This window comes from Halomonas sp. BC04 (assembly GCF_000568385.1).
This window is the reverse complement of sequence record NZ_AZQX01000428.1, coordinates 1-15,238: the sequence shown is the minus strand read 5'-3', so window position 1 is coordinate 15,238 and position 15,238 is coordinate 1. Positions and strand designations below refer to the sequence as shown.

At 59.5% G+C, this 15,238-nt stretch carries 14 protein-coding genes and 1 pseudogene; 12 read left to right on the top strand and 3 right to left on the bottom strand.

Translation table 11 applies throughout. From position 1 onward, the window contains the following. Positions 1 to 416: 416 nt before the first annotated feature. The gene (locus tag Q427_RS28240) at positions 417 to 1,370 is read left to right on the top strand and encodes an alpha/beta hydrolase (protein ID WP_051496803.1); all 954 of its coding nucleotides are present in this window, start codon (positions 417 to 419) and stop codon (positions 1,368 to 1,370) included. Positions 1,371 to 1,565: 195 nt separating this feature from the next. On the opposite strand, the gene Q427_RS28235 is transcribed toward Q427_RS28240, so the two are convergent. Continuing rightward, complete coding sequence (locus tag Q427_RS28235; RefSeq protein ID WP_051496802.1) at positions 1,566 to 2,051, bottom strand: phosphate-starvation-inducible PsiE family protein; 486 nt, start codon at positions 2,049 to 2,051, stop codon at positions 1,566 to 1,568. Positions 2,052 to 2,231: 180 nt separating this feature from the next. Here Q427_RS28235 and Q427_RS28230 point away from each other — a divergent pair, with 180 nt between their 5' ends. The 4 genes from Q427_RS28230 (at position 2,232) to Q427_RS28215 (ending at position 6,543) form a co-directional block, all read left to right on the top strand. After that, positions 2,232 to 2,789 carry a DUF6622 family protein gene (locus Q427_RS28230; protein WP_331280726.1) on the top strand — a complete coding sequence of 186 codons (558 nt, stop codon included), beginning with the start codon at positions 2,232 to 2,234 and terminating at the stop codon, positions 2,787 to 2,789. A 518-nt stretch (positions 2,790 to 3,307) separates the two neighbouring features. Beyond that, complete coding sequence (locus Q427_RS28225; protein ID WP_043518930.1) at positions 3,308 to 4,096, top strand: SDR family NAD(P)-dependent oxidoreductase; 789 nt, start codon at positions 3,308 to 3,310, stop codon at positions 4,094 to 4,096. A 64-nt stretch (positions 4,097 to 4,160) separates the two neighbouring features. Beyond that, positions 4,161 to 4,616 (top strand): GNAT family N-acetyltransferase, encoded by a 456-nt coding sequence (locus Q427_RS28220; RefSeq protein ID WP_043518928.1) that lies wholly within the window; start codon positions 4,161 to 4,163, stop codon positions 4,614 to 4,616. Positions 4,617 to 4,728: 112 nt separating this feature from the next. Further along, entirely contained in the window at positions 4,729 to 6,543 is a 1,815-nt protein-coding gene (locus Q427_RS28215) for a sensor domain-containing diguanylate cyclase (protein WP_051496801.1), read from the top strand. 20 nt (positions 6,544 to 6,563) lie between these two features. On the opposite strand, the gene Q427_RS28210 is transcribed toward Q427_RS28215, so the two are convergent. Next, positions 6,564 to 7,631 carry a diguanylate cyclase gene (locus Q427_RS28210; RefSeq protein WP_051496800.1) on the bottom strand — a complete coding sequence of 356 codons (1,068 nt, stop codon included), beginning with the start codon at positions 7,629 to 7,631 and terminating at the stop codon, positions 6,564 to 6,566. A gap of 68 nt (positions 7,632 to 7,699) precedes the next feature. Between Q427_RS28210 and Q427_RS28205 the strand changes: the two genes are divergently transcribed. The 7 genes and pseudogenes from Q427_RS28205 to Q427_RS35005 all read left to right on the top strand — a co-directional run bounded on the left by Q427_RS28205 (position 7,700) and on the right by Q427_RS35005 (position 13,833). After that, the gene (locus Q427_RS28205; protein ID WP_043518926.1) at positions 7,700 to 7,888 is read left to right on the top strand and encodes a hypothetical protein; all 189 of its coding nucleotides are present in this window, start codon (positions 7,700 to 7,702) and stop codon (positions 7,886 to 7,888) included. A gap of 983 nt (positions 7,889 to 8,871) precedes the next feature. Next, a complete protein-coding gene (locus tag Q427_RS35840) occupies positions 8,872 to 9,687 on the top strand; it encodes a flavin monoamine oxidase family protein (RefSeq protein ID WP_081786260.1) in 816 nt (271 codons plus the stop codon). Next, positions 9,681 to 10,184, top strand: a complete 504-nt coding sequence (locus tag Q427_RS35835) for an FAD-dependent oxidoreductase (protein WP_043518923.1) — start codon at positions 9,681 to 9,683, stop codon at positions 10,182 to 10,184. The genes Q427_RS35840 and Q427_RS35835 overlap by 7 nt, the downstream gene beginning before the upstream one ends. 67 nt (positions 10,185 to 10,251) lie before the next feature. Next, the gene (locus tag Q427_RS35830; protein WP_269321339.1) at positions 10,252 to 10,377 is read left to right on the top strand and encodes a hypothetical protein; all 126 of its coding nucleotides are present in this window, start codon (positions 10,252 to 10,254) and stop codon (positions 10,375 to 10,377) included. Positions 10,378 to 10,759: 382 nt separating this feature from the next. Next, on the top strand, positions 10,760 to 12,739 hold the full coding sequence (locus Q427_RS28190) for a methyl-accepting chemotaxis protein (protein ID WP_051496799.1): 1,980 nt from the start codon (positions 10,760 to 10,762) through the stop codon (positions 12,737 to 12,739). A gap of 369 nt (positions 12,740 to 13,108) precedes the next feature. Beyond that, positions 13,109 to 13,435, top strand: a pseudogene (locus Q427_RS35010) (nuclease-related domain-containing protein); the annotation flags it as partial. A gap of 299 nt (positions 13,436 to 13,734) precedes the next feature. Continuing rightward, a complete protein-coding gene (locus tag Q427_RS35005) occupies positions 13,735 to 13,833 on the top strand; it encodes a hypothetical protein (protein WP_231613978.1) in 99 nt (32 codons plus the stop codon). Positions 13,834 to 14,002: 169 nt separating this feature from the next. On the opposite strand, the gene Q427_RS28180 is transcribed toward Q427_RS35005, so the two are convergent. Beyond that, on the bottom strand, positions 14,003 to 14,971 hold the full coding sequence (locus Q427_RS28180; protein WP_043518921.1) for an integron integrase: 969 nt from the start codon (positions 14,969 to 14,971) through the stop codon (positions 14,003 to 14,005). Positions 14,972 to 15,238 lie beyond the last annotated feature (267 nt).

Genomic DNA, 15,238 nt, shown 5'->3' with positions numbered 1-15,238 from the left:
CTACACCTTTCACGGCTACGAGACTGGGACGAGCCCGGCGACAATCGAATCCAGGTGCCAGTGGCCGTGATCGAGCCCGATAACGGCGAGGCGGAGGAGATGCCGGTGTTCTTCTTCCCGGGTGGGCCGGGCTACTCTTCGCTGGGCCTTCGCGACTACATGGAGCAGTTGCGCAAGGACATCGGCAACCGCACGTTGGTGACGATGGACCACCGCGGCTTCATTCATGCCGAACCGGCGCTGGAGTGCCCCGATTACGCGGCCGTATCGCCGTACCACAACATCATCCACACCCCGGCGATCACCTCGTCGCTGAAGCCGATGAAACGTCTGGAGGCGATCACCCGCGAGGTGGAGGCCTGCTACCAGAAGCTCACCGAGGAGGGCATTGACGTCGCCAGTACAACCAGTATGCCGTGGCGCGTGATGTGGAAGAGATACGCCAGCTGCTGGGATACGATGTCATCGACGCCTTCGGTTCCTCGACGGGCAGCGGCACCGTGCTCTCCTTCATCCAGTACCATCCCGACAGCATTCGCGCCGCGATCCTCGGCTGGCCCTGGTTCAACCATCTGCGCAACCGGCCGCCGGTGGACGAGTTCTATACCGCCAAGCAGACCTTCACCGATACGCTGTCGCTGTGTGCGTCAGAAGACGAGGCATGCCGCGAGATGTTGCCCAACTGGATGCTGGCCCTCGATAGCGCGCGCCGTACCCTGGATGGCCGGCCCTACGTGGTCGATGTCGGGGACGACGCCGGCAATGGCGAAACGCTCTACTTCGATGGTGCCGCCTTCCTCGACACGCTCTACCTGATGCTCCCCGCGGTCTATGCCGAGCTGCCCAGTATCCTTGCCGATATCGAGGCGGGCGACTATGCACGGCTGGAAGAGTTCTTCCTGATCGAACACTACGATCCCGAGCCTGAAGCCCCCAACTATGCGCTGGGCTACTTCCTCGCCCATGTGTGCAATGACATGGGCACCAACCGGCCCACCCGGGAGGATTCTATCGCCGCCGTGCAGACCGAGCCGGCCATCCTGGGCTTCGAGCCCCCGTGGGTCTGTGGCTGGTGGGGCGAAGACGGAGCCGTACCCGCCGAGCACAACGATCCACCGGTATCGGATACCCCGGCCCTGGCGATTCATGGCCAGATGGACCCCTGCTGCGGCACGCGCTGGAGCGAGCATGTTCGCAAGACCATGCCCAACCTGCAGTACGTCGAATTTCAGGGGCTGGGGCACAACCCCGTCAACGAGTGTCGCTCCACCATGATCAACGCCTTTCTCGACAGCCCGAACGAGCCGGTCGATGACAGTTGCAGGAACGAGGTGGAACTGGAGCCCTGGGTCATTGAGCCGGCACAATAGCGGTCTCCACCAGGCCTCTTTACTCGCCGGCCAGAGGTTTTTCCACATGCGCCAGCATCCTGGCGAGACAGTCATGCTAAGCCTTGAGCTGTTCTCGCTGGATGCAGGCTAAGTGAGCTAGAGCGAAAGTGAGGCCATGGAGCCTGGAATTGACAGCGTGACTTGTCATTCTGTTCAGGCACCCACATAAGGCCCCTACGGTCTTCGCGTTACCAGCCAGTGGGTGATGCCGAGCGCAAGTACGACGGCCGCGATCGCCATGATTTCCATCGCAGTGACGTAGTCGGTGTCCATGATGATCACCTTGCGGGCGATTGCCATGAGCGCAGTGGCGATGACCAACTGGATCGGCAACATGTTGGTGCCCAGATAAAGACGAATGTTGATGAAAATCTCGATGGCGATGAGTACCACCATGAAGGCACTAAAGATGGCGAAGATATCGCTCACCTCAAACAGCATGAAGGGGGGCGTCATCAGCCGGGTGTACAGCATGTAGACCACGTCGATCACACCCCAGATAATGACCAGTACCATCAGGATGGACAGCACCTTGACAGCGAAGCGTATGATGCGGTGCAGGTGCCTGACCAGAGGGTCTTCGTGCTCCTCCGGCAGTTCATCATGGTAAAGGCGATGCTTCAGCAAGCGCTTGGAGTCTTGTACACGCGACTCTTCCATTGGACCACCCTTCGGGTTCGTCAGGCCTTGTTGCCACTCCGTTGGATCATGAAGGATGGAAGAAAGTTGCCGAGCACGTTCACAAGATCCTGCCCAGCCTGCAGCAAGTCGAATGCCGGGGGGGAGGGGGAAGGGCCATTCCAGCAAGGCTGCTACGTGAGTGAGTACTGACTGGGGCGTGTGCCTTACCCCTGCTATGCTGAGGCGAAATTAAGTCGCAGGGAATCGACCATGTTCATCGAGATAATTAGAAACACCCCCCTATGGGTATGGCCGTTGCTGTTGTTTCTGCTCTTCAGGGGCTACCAGCAGAGCCAGGATCGCACCGTCGGCCTTTCCAAGCTGGGCATCCTTCCGGCGATCTTCCTCTTCCTCGGTTTCTACGGCCTCATTCATGCATTCGGCGCCCATCCGCTCAACCTGGCACTCTGGGCGCTCGGCATCGGCCTTGCCGTGCTGCTTCACCTCAAGCTCGAACTTCCCAGGGGCGTGCGGTTCTCCCCGCAAGAGCAGGCCTTCCACGTACCGGGAAGCTGGCAGCCGCTCGCCCTCATGCTGGCTATCTTCTGCGCCAAGTTTGCGGTAGGTGTCATGGTGGGCATGCAGCTAGCCATCGCCGATACGGCCATCTTCGCCGCCGCCGTCAGCCTGGTCTACGGCTCCTTCGGTGGCATGTTCCTGGGGCGAGCGGTTGTCATCTGGCGAAGCGCGCATCTGGCCCATGTCGAGCGGACTTGAGGAACGCAGATTCCGATACGATCTGCCGCAGACTTCGCCAAACGGCATAGGGTAGAGGTCTCACGACCGAAGCGGCGGCGCGTTCCAGAAGTCCCGTTTGATATCACAATCACCGCCCTTGAGGTCTCCCGCTGCCCGCCAATGAATGATGAAAAATATGCAGGACGAAGCACTTTTTCGCAGATTGGCAGTGGGCTGAATGGTATTTAATGCAATAAATTAAATATATCTTTTGGCGTAATACGTGCGATATGAATAGTTATCAGCATCGTTGGCTCGTCTTTCAGTCTGGTGTTATTCATGGTTGATATGCCGCTCAAAAACCAACCGGAGACGGCCGAATGACATGAATTTGTCCGGTGGCGTAAAACAAGGGACCCCGATACACTCCTTGCAGGAGGCACGCTTTTTCATTCTCCGCGGCTTACAAGCAAGAATCGACTGCCCCTCCTGGGACGCGCTTTCGTCGGGAAGCTTCCCTTCCTCCACAGTGACCCCATGTTTCAAGGTGAGTGATGATGAATGACCTGACAGGAAAAGTGATTGCAGTCACCGGTGGTGCGGGTGGTATCGGCGAGGCTACCGCTCGTATGGCGTATTCCCAGGGGGCGAGTGTGGTCTTGACCGACCTGGAGGCCGCTTCGGTTGAAGCCATAGCGGCGTCCCTGGGTGAGCGAGCGGTGGGGCTCGCCGTCGACGTGAGCAAGCGTGAAGACAATGAACGGATGGTAACTGCTGCGTTGGAGCGTTTTGGTCGCCTGGACGGGGTGTTCCTGAACGCCGGCGTCGAGGGCGAGGTCGGTCCCTTTGACAGCCGTACCGATAGCGCCTGGGAAAAGGTTTTCGCGGTCAACGTCCATGGCGTTCGCTTTGGTGTGGAAGCCTCCCTGCGGGCGTTGCGCCAGGCTGGCGGGGGTAGCATCGTGATCACATCCAGCGTGGCCGGCTTGCGGGGTGCCTCGGGCCTTTCGCCCTATGCGAGCAGCAAGCACGCGGTGGTCGGTATGATGCGATGCCTGGCGGCGGAGCTTGGTCCGGAAGGCATACGGGTCAATACGCTGAATCCCGGTCCGGTGGACAACCGCATGATGCGTTCCATCGAGGAGCAGGCGAACCCCGGGCATGGCGAGGAAGTGCAAAAGATGTTCGCTTCCCGGGTGCCATTGGGCAGATACGTCACCAACGAGGAGTGCGCGGCGATGGCAGTATATCTGCTCTCGGATCTGGCCTCGGGTTGCAATGGCAATACCTACGTGGTCGATGGCGGCTACTGTGCCAGTAGCGCTGGCAATTTGCGCCGTCAATGACATTCGGCATGGGCGCCCAACCGGGCGCGCCAGCCGCATCCAGAACAACAAGCCGGGAGAGGCAATGACGACTTTCAAGACAGCCTTCGTGACCGAGACCGACAAGGCAGAATGGCGCCCACTGTTCGACGGCTATGCCGAGTTTTACGGTGTGCCGATGGAAGATTCCACCGCCGACACCGTCTGGGGTTGGCTGCTGGCCCCCGATCATCTGCTGGAAGGCATCCTTGCCAGGGATGAGGGTGGCAGGGCGGTTGGTTTCGTCCATGTGCGCGCCTGCCCCAGGCCCCTGGGCGGCTGTGACGTCGGCTTTCTCGACGACATGTTCGTTGCCCCCGACGCGCGAGGCAGCGGCGCGGCCGAGGCGCTGTTCACGGCCCTGAAGGAGCTCGCGGAAGCGCGTGAATGGCCGGCGATCCGCTGGATCACCCAGCACTACAATGAGCGGGGCCGTGCCTTCTACGACCGCTACACGGATGGGCCGAGCGACTTCATCATGTACCAGTGGAAGCAGGAGTAGGCTAGGCGCTGACGCGTCCCGGCACTGGCCGGCCAACCTGGTCCGCAGCCCAGATCAAGAACTGTGGGATGATGCCGATACAGCAGTATGAGTCAGCGAACGGGGGCAGTGAATGACACTTGGCGACGGCGTGGTGTCGAGTTCCGCCTACCAGGCGCTACTCGATAAGGTCAGCGAGCTCGAGAAGGCTGAGCGGGTCCAGCGAGCGCTCTATGCCATCTCTGAACTGGCCGGAGCACAGTTGGAGATGAGCGAGATGCTCAGCCGGCTGCACGGCATCATTTCCGAGCTGATGTATGCGGATAATTTCTTCATTGCCCGTTATGACCATGACTCGCAACAGGTCCGATTCCTCTATTTTGCCGATGTCGCGACGCCATTCTCGGATGTCACGCCGGCCGGGATGGATGCGCCGATTCCACTGGATGAGCTCGAGTACAGCCTGACCTGGTATACGATTCGCCTGGGCAAGCCGCTTCGCGGCACCCTCGACAAGATCGGTGCCGAATTGCCCGGTGAGTTCAGGCCGCTTGGGGTGACCCCGAAGGACTGGCTGGGCGTTCCCATGCTCGAAGGGAGCCAGGTGCACGGGATTCTCGTCGTTCAGCACTATGAAGAGGCTGCGGTATACGGGCCTGACGACCAGGCTCTCCTGAGCTTCGTGGCCAGCCATATCCTGACGACGCTGCAGCGGCGAGAAAACCTGGAGAACCTCGAACGGGCGGTTGCACTGCGCACCAGGGAGCTGGCCGAGGCCAACACCAAGCTGCTCCGGGAGATCGCACAGCGCAAGCGTAACGAGCTGATTCAGCGGGCGCTCTATCATATTGCGGAGCAAGCAAGCGACACCGGCCGGGAAAAGGATTTCTACCGCACCATCCACTACCAGTTGGGCAGCTTGCTCTATGCTGACAATTTCTTCATCGCACTGTTGGTTGACGATGGCAAGGCGATCGACTTCGCTTACTATGCCAACGATTACGACCCGCCGAGCCCGAAGCGGCGCCTTCGCGATGGCTTGACCGAACATGTCTTGCGCCTCGGCGAGGATGTGCTGCTCGACGAGCGCCAGATTGCGGCACTCGAGGCCGAGGGCAGCATTGCCATTACCGGCCGTCGCCCCCACTCCTGGCTCGGCGTGCCGCTTCGCTGTGAAGGACGGGTACTGGGGGTCATGGCCGTGCAAAGCTACCGCGATGACACCCTTTATCAACGGGAGGATTCGGAGCTCCTGCGGTTCGTTTCCAGCCAGATCGCCAGCAGCCTTGAACGCAAGCGTGCCCTGGCCTCTCTGCGCGAGGCCAAGGCGACTCTGGAGCTAAGGGTGCGGGAACGCACCTGGGAGCTGGAAAAAGAGATCGCCACCCGCAAGGGCGTGGAACAGCAACTCAAGCATGAGGTGATGCACGACCACCTGACGGGCCTGCCCAATCGGGCGCATCTGTTAGAACGACTCGAGCAGTTGTCAGTTCGGCGCGAGGAGGATGGGGAAAGGCGAGGGTTCGCCATCATGTTCCTGGATGTCGACAGCTTCAAGGCGATCAATGATGAGCATGGCCACATCATGGGAGACATGGTGTTGAGGGAAATCGCCGAGCGCCTGAAATATAGCGTCAGACCACCCGGCCTGGCGGCCCGCCTCTCCGGCGATGAGTTCGCTATCCTGCTGGAGGGCATCGAACATGACGACGAAGCCGTCTCGGTCGCCACTCGATTCCTGCGTACCCTGGAGTCTCCCGTTTTACTGGGAGGCATCAGCCTGGACGTTGCCGTGAGCATAGGGATTGCCACTCACGACGAGACGGTAATAATGCACTCCGACTTGCTGGGAAGGGCGGACAAGGCGATGTACCAAGCCAAGAGCGAAGGACGCAGCCTATATCGCCTGTACGCTTCCAGCAGCGAAACCCCGCCGGAAAACTACTGACATAGTGCCGCTGCACGCTGTCACTGTTCGAGCGCCGGCTCTGGCGGTTCGGCGGGATGTTCAAGCTGAGAATATGAGCCGCCGCAGACGCAGTTGCGCCCATTCGACTTGGCCCGGTAAAGCCGTTCATCGGCGACTCGGCTGAGCGTATCCAGGTCCATCCCGTCGGGGCCGTATTCGGCGACGCCGATGCTGACGGTGAGTTTAAGGATCTTGTCCTGGTGCTCGATGGCCAACTGTTCCAGGCTCTGGCGCAGCTCCTCCGCAACGGCGACAGCGCGTTCGCCATCGGTGTTGTTCAGCAGTACCAGGAATTCCTCGCCGCCAAAGCGTGAGATCAGGTCGATCTCCCGCAGGCGCTCCCGCAGCATACGGGCGAAGGCCACCAGCACCGTGTCGCCGGCCTCGTGACCGTGCTCGTCGTTGATCCGCTTGAAGCGATCCAGGTCCAGCATCAGTACCGAAAACGGGGTTCCATTGCGCTGCGCTTGTGCCCGTTCCCACTGGAAGACATCGTTGAGACGCATGCGATTGGCCAGCCCGGTCAGCGGATCGACCGTTGCCAGGCGCGTCAACTTCAGCTCGGACCGTTCACGGGTGCGTTCATAGAAGTGTGACATGCCCAGGGTGGTCAGTGCGGCGATGATGGCGTTGGACAGCACCTCCACCCGAACGAGTTCGGGGGTGCCGCCAAAGCGGTACAAAAAGATGGCGCCGCCAACCCCCATGTAGCCCAACGAGAGCAGCAGGCCTAACTTGGAACCGAGCAAGAGATGGGTAATGAGCGGGATGATCAGCAGCCAGATGAAGGCGAACGGCGAGATTTCCGGGCGGCTCAGCAGCAGGATCGTTGCTGACAGTAATATCAGCATGAAGCGCAGACACCATGCCTGAACGCGCTGCGTGCGACGAACCACGACCAGCAGGCCAGCGGCGAAGACGGCAAGGGCAACCTCGATCCAGGCGACCAGGATCATGCCGTCTGGAAAGTTCAGGGCCGCAAAGACCAGGGCGCTGACGACGGTGACCAGCAGCATTGCCTGCAGCACCGCCCGGCGGTGTTCTTGATCGGCTTGGTAAGGATGCATGCACGGGCCCCTTGTCGAATTGCAGTGCTTCTCAGGAAGGTTCGCGGTGGCAGTGCCGCCGCGTTCCGATGCATCCTGCCGGCATCAGGGTGGCCTTCCAGAACCTGGCATCGCTGGCTCCGGCAGCCAATACTAATCGCGACATTTTGGCCGACCTGGAGCAGATGACAGGGATGCCCCTGGTGGCTGCGAAGTCGGGCAGCGTACCGGCCGCTGCCCTGTTCGCGGCACTGAAGAAACAGGCGAGAGCCCAATGAGAGCCTGCGATTCGAGTGATGATCCAGTACTACCACGGGCGCGCCATGCTTCCAACGTCACGTAAGCTAACGCTTACAATGGGTAAGATATTAACCACACTGACATGATCAAGGTCAAAATTCAGGCTCGTTACGTAGATCTGCAGGGTGGAAGGGTTGGCTTGGGCCAGGCGGGCTGAAGCAAGGGCAGGAATCGGCCCGAAACAGCCATAACCGGTAGCATCGATGATTGTTGGAGGTAGCTTCAGCTCGCGACAAGCGGAGGCGGCATTGAGCTGATGCAGGCGACTTTGCATCGGTGGGCAGCGGAGTCGCAGAAGGAAGGGCAGGAGGCGGCCCGAAACAGCCATAACCGGTTGCATCGACGATTGTTGGAGGTAGCTTTAGCTCGCGACAAGCGGAGGCGGCATAGAGCGGATGCAGGCGACTTTGTATCGGTGGGCAGCGGAGTCGCAGAAGGAATGGCAGGAGTCGATACAAAGCCGACATGATGGAAAAGCCAGCAGGCACGTTCAGCGGTGTTATGCAGCTTTTGGGCATCAATAATTACAGTTTCATTGGTTTTTTACGTATATGGGTTTGTATTAGGGGGTCTGGATGTGAAAGCTTGGGGGTCATCGAACTGGCTAAACGCGTGCTGTCAGATCGTAAAGCTTTACTTTGATTATGCCAAAGGCGCCGCAAACGACACATTGCTGCCGGGTCGCAGGCGATCCTCCTTTGCACTCGAACCCGATTGGCGAGCGCGTCCATGGCCTCCCAAGGCCAAGTACGAATATGCCGCGACAGATGAAGAGCTAGGATTGTGATGCTGAACAAGTTGCCCAACAGGGTTGAAGTGTCGACGTCCCCTCTTCGGCGGAGCCACGTTTCAAGAGTGGGGGACGGTTGACCAATGTTGCAGAGATGGACGGGAACCAATTCCACTCGTACATCATGGGAATACGGCTCGCTGCCGTCGATGGGGCCTTTACAACAGTAATATGAGATACCGTTCAAGCAATACGCGTTTTGACGTCATCGTGGTTGGCGCCGGATTATCGGGCCTTTCTGCTGCCAGGGAGCTGGAAGCCGCTGGCTTTTCCTGCCAGGTACTGGAAGCCCAGGACCGGGCAGGAGGGCGTGTCCGCTCGACGGTGACCAAGGATGGACACGTTACGGAAGCAGGGGCTCAGCTTCTCAATCAAGACATGGAAAATCTGATCGGCTTGGTGCGCGAGGCGGGTCTTGAGCTGGTAACGACTGCGGCGGGTAGCGCAGCGGTGGCAATCGATGCAGCGGGTTCCGTTGACGCAGCCCCTTGGCTCACCCAGTGGGAGGAGGAGTGGCCGCGTTTGCTGGCATTGGCCGGTGTGCAGGCCGGTCTGCCTGATCAATCCCTGGCACAACTGATTCGACAGGTCGCCACCGACCCGAAGGGAATTCGCATCATGGAGAGTTCCCTAGGCGAGTTCCTGTGTCGCGAGCCTTCGGTGATCAGCGCGCAGGGCCTGCTCGAGTTGTATGCCAGATATCCTTCGGAACGGTCCGATGGAGAGCTCCAGGTGTCGGGTCCCCTGGGGAGCGTGGTCAACCGACTGACGGCAGAGCTGCACACGCCCCCACGCTACAATGCGCCGGTCAATGAAGTGGCCGAAGAGGGGGGCGATCTCCTGGTGAGGACACCGCAGGGCGACTATCGTGCGCAACGGGTGATTCTTGCCGTCACCCCCGTTGCAGCAAGGGATATCAAGCTACCGGCCGCCGTTCATGCCAAGCTGATGCGGCGCTCCACAGCTATGATGCCGGCGCCATGGTAAAGACCACACTGGTTTATCGTGATGCCTTCTGGCGTGAGGTGGTTGGATCCAGCTTCAAGGATTCGATTGAAACCATCGTGAGCCTGGAACCTGAAGGCGTTACGGCTATCGATGCCTCCAGAGCAGAAGAGGGACTAGGCCGCCTGGTCGTCTTCACCGGTGGCTCACCGGGGCACGCGCTTGCGAGAGGGAATGACGCTGAGAGGCAAGCGTTTGCGGTGAATCTGGTATCTCGTGCACTGGGTAGTGCCGCCGAGCGCCCCCTGAGTGTGACGCACGGCGTATGGGCGCAGTCTCCATGGTGTGGCGGTGGCTACAACGCCTATATCAGCTATGGAGGTGTACCTGATGCGGCAGATCGGCTGCGTGCCATACGAGGCAGCGTCATTTTTGCATGCTCCGAAATCGCGGAGCGATTCCCGGGTTACATGGAGGGTGCGCTGAATGCCGGCAGGGCAGCAGCCACCACCGTTATACGTGAACTGGACCCTGTTTGATGCCGAGCTTGGCGACGTCTTATCGCCAACATGACCTCTTCCACGGCAGCTTCGCTCAGCAGGCTCCATGACCGATTCAGCGACACCTACTGAGCCGGTGGAAGGCGGTAATGATCAGGCCGGCATCGGGGTGGCCTTCCTGGACCTGGCATCGCTGGCTCATGTGGGCGAGCTTTCATGGCAAGCAAAATGAAGACCAGTGTTCAGCCTAACCGCTGGGCTGGCGCCTGGTATTGACTGGCATCAAGTATCATCTCTCTGGCTCAGGCAGGCTAACAGTTTTGAACGGTCGCTTTTGCTTAAGGAATCGAGAAGGGTAACCCATCAGGTGCGCCACCACGCGGGTGGTCCGCATCCGGCAATCAGCATCCGCTGCGTTCTGATTGGCATGATTCCGAGCAATTAACCCGTTTATTGATGTGGGTCAGTGATATCACCTGCATCCTCATCTCTTTCTCAGGAATTGATATCTGCGGTCGATATTGCGGGCATGCAGATCCACTACAGGATCATCCTTGTTACACAGCTAAAGACGCCTCATACCTTCCTCGCGAGAGGGCCGGAGATCCCCCACCATGATGAACCTGTTGAATCGTCTTCCCATGAGCGGGAAGTTTATCCTCGTCCTGGCACTACCCGTGATGGCCATGCTCTGGTTCGCTGGCATTGGCATCCTGGACCGACAGCATCTCGCCACCAACATGACCGAACTGTCGGAACTGGCCGAGCTGTCGGCAGATGCCGGTAACCTGGTGCACGAACTGCAGCGGGAGCGGGGCATGTCCGTCGGCTATATCGGCAGTGGCGGCAACAATTTCAGTAACCGGCTGTCGGCCCAGCACCCGCAGACCGATCTTGCTATCCAGGCTCTCCAGAACACCCTGTCCGAGATGGACATCGCATCAATCGATGAGGCCTTTGCCCAGCGCGCCGGCGCCCTGGAAAGCCAGCTCGCCACCGTCGCTGACGTGCGACGGGAAGTCCTCGATCTCTCAGCCAACAGCGACCGGGCCACCACGTTATACACGGAACTCAATGAAGCCTTGATCACCATGCTCGGGCGAATCGCGCACCTGGCGGAAGACGATGACATCACGCTCCAACTGGGCGCCTACGTTAGCCTGCTCAAGGCAAAGGACCTCGCGGGCGTCGAGCGCGCCATGCTCACCAACGCCTTCAGCATCAACGTCATGGGTGGCTCCACTTACCAGCGCATGATGAGCCTGTTCGGGCGCCAAGAGGCTTATCAGGACTCCTTCCACACCATGGCCAATACCGAGCAACGCGAACTGCTCGATCGTCTGCTGTCCGGCCCGGACATGGAGCGTCTTGCCGAGATGCGCCAAGTTGCAATCGACCGCGGTGTCCAGGGTTTCTTCGGCATCGATTCCGAGGCCTGGTTCGATCAGCAGACCCTCAAGCTCGATCGCATGAAGGAAGTCGAAGATGCAGTCTCGGCCAACGTACTCCACGAAGCATCAGTCCTGAGAAATAATGCCCGTCGGGCCCTGACTGGCTTCCTGCTCATGGCCGCCATCGCTGGCTTCGCAGCACTCGTGCTGTCCCTGTTGGTCGTGCGTAGCCTGCTGCGCCCCCTGCATCACAATCTACAGGACATCCAGGAGAGAGGGGGCGATCTGACCCGTCGCCTGGTCGTCCCCGGCAGTGACGAGCTGTCACGTCTCTATGCCGCCTTCAACAAGGCCTCCGATGAGATGGAAGCTCTCGTCGGCAACATCCAGAGCAACGCGCTCTCCGTCGAAGTCGCCAGCGGCGAAATCTCCCATGGTAACCAGGACCTGGCTCAGCGAACGGAAGAACAGTCGGCCTCACTGGTTGAAACCGCCACCAGCATGGAGCAGATCACCGCCACCGTGCGCAATACCGCCGACAATGCCCGTCAGGCCGAGGCCATGACGGGCGAGGTGAGCCAGGAAACCTCCGATGCCACCGGCGTCGCCGAGCGTGCCAGCCGGGCCATGCAGCAGATCCACACCGCCAACCAAGAGGTGACATCCATCATTGCCGCCATCGATAGCATCGCCTTCCAGACCAACCTGCTGGCTCTCAACGCCTCAGTCGAGGCAGCCCGTGCTGGCGAACATGGTCGCGGCTTTGCCGTCGTCGCCCAGGAGGTGCGCAAGCTCGCTGGCCGCAGCGCCGAAGAGGCCGAGCAGATTCGACGGCTGATCGCCAACAATGTAGCCCGCATCAGCGAGGGTGAGTCGCTGGTCAACGAGACTACCACCGCCCTGGAGACCATCGCCCTCAAGGTCACCCAGGTGGCGGATCTGGTGCGCGACATGTCCGCGGCCACCGGCGAGCAGTCGGCGGGCATCGAGCAGATCAATCAGGCCGTCTCCCAGCTGGAAGAAGTCACCCAGCAGAACGCGGCTCTCGTGGAACAGGTGGCTGCCGCCAGCCGCTCGCTCGATGACCAGGCCGGTGACATGGCCAAGCTCGTGGGTCGTTTCAAGGTAGCCAGCACGGGAGATCCCATCTGGCATCGCCAGCAGCTCCAGCTCACATCAGCGGCCGAGCCCGCCTTCGCCTAAGCGGCGGCGCACCATCCGGGGGGCCTTCGGGTCCCCTTTTTTATGTCTGAAATGAACAGCGGGATACGGGGCTGAATCTCCACGAGGTGAGCAGCCCGATGACAAATTGCCGTTGAGTCGGGTGGAGGTGGTCTGGCTAGCCTCGAAGCTGGGGTCCGTTGCGTAAGCTTATGCTTACATTGCGTAAGATATTACCCACGTCGACACGACCAAGGTCAAAATTCAGACTCGTTACGTAGATTTACAGGGTGGAAGGCGTTAGCTTGGGGCTAAGCGGGCTGAAGCAAGGGCCTCATACCAATACGCTACCGCCGAGATGAGACCTTGGATTACTCGATCGTTTTCGAAGCCATAAAGCCGCTCTGGTGGGTGCTGCCCATCGTCGTGCTGCTTGGCATATTCAAGTCCCGATGGTTCAAGGGCCTGTTCGGCGAAGCCTACGTCAAGCTGATCGCCAGGCTACGGCTGCCGGCGGAGGAGTACCAGGGCGTTCACGATGTCACGCTCCCCACGCCCGATGGCACCACCCAGATCGACCACGTCCTTGTCTCCCGCTACGGCATTTTCGTCATCGAAACCAAGCATATGATGGGCTGGATCTTCGGCAGCGAGAAGCAGCCCCAGTGGACCCAGAAGATCTACCGCAAGACGTTCAAGTTCCAGAACCCGCTGCGTCAGAACTACAAGCACGTAAAAGCGCTGGCAGCCCTGCTCGATGTGCCCGCAGACACTATCTACTCGGTGGTGGTCTTCTCGGGTAGCGCCGTGTTCAAGACCCGGATGCCCGACAACGTCACCATCGGCGGCGGCTATGTGCGATACATCAAATCGTTCCGCGACCCGGTGCTGTCGGATACCCAAGTTCAAGAGGTGTTGGAAAGCATCACTACCGGTCGCTTGCGCCCAATCGGGAAACGCACCGCCAGCATGTCAAACAGCTCAAGGCCCGATTCGAGTCCAGTTCCGAGCGGACCTGCCCGAAGTGTGGAAGCGGTATGGTACTGCGCACGTCAAAACGGGGCGCGAATGCGGGCAATCGGTTCTGGGGTTGCTCGACCTATCCCAAGTGCCGTGAGGTGCAGGATGTAGCGTAGGGTTGACTGTGCAAGCCGATCATTGATCCAGCAATTCAAAACGAAATAAGTGCTTCAGACCGGATTCCAACGTCATCCGATGAAGACAGTGCCGGCGGCCTGTGCCCGCCAGGGTGGGGGGCTGGTGAACAGCATCTCCTGGCGGTAGCGTGCCTGAATGTTTCGATGTTCATTTATCCCAGAGGCTACGTACGCCGGCAAAGCCCTTGCCCAGCACATGCGTATAGATCTGGGTGGTTTCCACGCTCTTGTGGCCCAGCAATTCCTGAACGGTGCGGATATCCGTTCCCTGGCTCAGCAACTGAGTAGCGAAGCTGTGTCGCAGGGTATGGCAGGAGCCGGGGCGTGGCAGCGATGCGGCTCGCATAGCTTGTCTGACGGCTCTTTGCACTGCCGATGGATGGATGTGGTGGAGTACCACCTTGCCACCCATATCGCAGCAGGGACGGGTGGCAGGGAAGAGCCACTGCCAAGCCAAGGAGATTCCCGCATTGGGGTACTTGCGATCCAGCGCATGGGGTAGCGTAACCGGTACGCGGCCATGATCGAGGCGATAATCAAGTTGCTGTTTGGCCGTGGAGATTTGATGCTGCAAGTAGGGAAGGCTGGGCGCAGGGAGCAGGGTGGTTCTGTCTTTATCGCCTTTGCCAGCTCTCACCGTAATAATCTGACGTTCGAAGTCGATATCCCTGACACGTAGGCGACATGTTTCGATGAGCCTCAGCCCAGAACCGTACATCAATGTACCCATCAGATACATGGAACCAGACAGGTGGCCTAGTACGTCCATCACTTCCTGGTGGGATAGCACCACTGGCAGCCGGCGAGGGCGCCTGGCGCGTGAGAATTCACCGATTTCTCCCAAGGGCTGCTCGAGGACATGGCGATAGAGAAAGACAAGGGCATTCAGCGCCTGGTTCTGTGTAGCCGCTGCCACTTGGCGTTCCACCGCGAGGTGTTCCAGAAAGCTGCGTACCTCGGAGCTTCCCATGCTGGCAGGATGGCGCACGCCATGGAAGCGAATGAAGTAGCGTATCCAGTAGCAGTAGGTTTTCTCGGTGCGTGGGCTGTACCGCTTCACGCGCATGGTAGCCTTCACCCGATCCATCAGCTTTGGCGGTCTGTTGTGCGTATCCATACGTCAGCTCCTTCGTGATATGGATATGCATACAGTATTATTGGTTCCGGCAAAACGCGCAAGCGCGCGAATTCTGCATAGGTGTCCGAGCTATACTTAAATTTCTGTGAGATCAATAGGTTAGGGGAGGGAGAACGTGCTGGATAACATTGTTGAACGCGCACGTGTGTTCATCCAATATCAGGACGTGCAGTCCAACAGGCATTTATTCGCCATGCTGCGCACGGCGAATAAATGCTGACCTGTTATGCAGGGAGGAATCATGAA

Excerpts from the sequence above, each read along its gene's own strand:
- Q427_RS28190 (WP_051496799.1), top strand. The coding sequence starts at position 10,760 with ATGATGAACCTGTTGAATCGTCTTCCCATGAGCGGGAAGTTTATCCTC.
- Q427_RS35005 (WP_231613978.1), top strand. The coding sequence starts at position 13,735 with ATGGTACTGCGCACGTCAAAACGGGGCGCGAATGCGGGCAATCGGTTC.
- Q427_RS28220 (WP_043518928.1), top strand. The coding sequence starts at position 4,161 with ATGACGACTTTCAAGACAGCCTTCGTGACCGAGACCGACAAGGCAGAA.
- Q427_RS28205 (WP_043518926.1), top strand. The coding sequence starts at position 7,700 with ATGCATCCTGCCGGCATCAGGGTGGCCTTCCAGAACCTGGCATCGCTG.
- Q427_RS28210 (WP_051496800.1), bottom strand. The coding sequence starts at position 7,631 with ATGCATCCTTACCAAGCCGATCAAGAACACCGCCGGGCGGTGCTGCAG.
- Q427_RS28180 (WP_043518921.1), bottom strand. The coding sequence starts at position 14,971 with ATGGATACGCACAACAGACCGCCAAAGCTGATGGATCGGGTGAAGGCT.
- Q427_RS28215 (WP_051496801.1), top strand. The coding sequence starts at position 4,729 with ATGACACTTGGCGACGGCGTGGTGTCGAGTTCCGCCTACCAGGCGCTA.
- Q427_RS35835 (WP_043518923.1), top strand. The coding sequence starts at position 9,681 with ATGGTAAAGACCACACTGGTTTATCGTGATGCCTTCTGGCGTGAGGTG.
- Q427_RS35830 (WP_269321339.1), top strand. The coding sequence starts at position 10,252 with ATGACCGATTCAGCGACACCTACTGAGCCGGTGGAAGGCGGTAATGAT.
- Q427_RS35840 (WP_081786260.1), top strand. The coding sequence starts at position 8,872 with ATGAGATACCGTTCAAGCAATACGCGTTTTGACGTCATCGTGGTTGGC.
- Q427_RS28235 (WP_051496802.1), bottom strand. The coding sequence starts at position 2,051 with ATGGAAGAGTCGCGTGTACAAGACTCCAAGCGCTTGCTGAAGCATCGC.
- Q427_RS28225 (WP_043518930.1), top strand. The coding sequence starts at position 3,308 with ATGAATGACCTGACAGGAAAAGTGATTGCAGTCACCGGTGGTGCGGGT.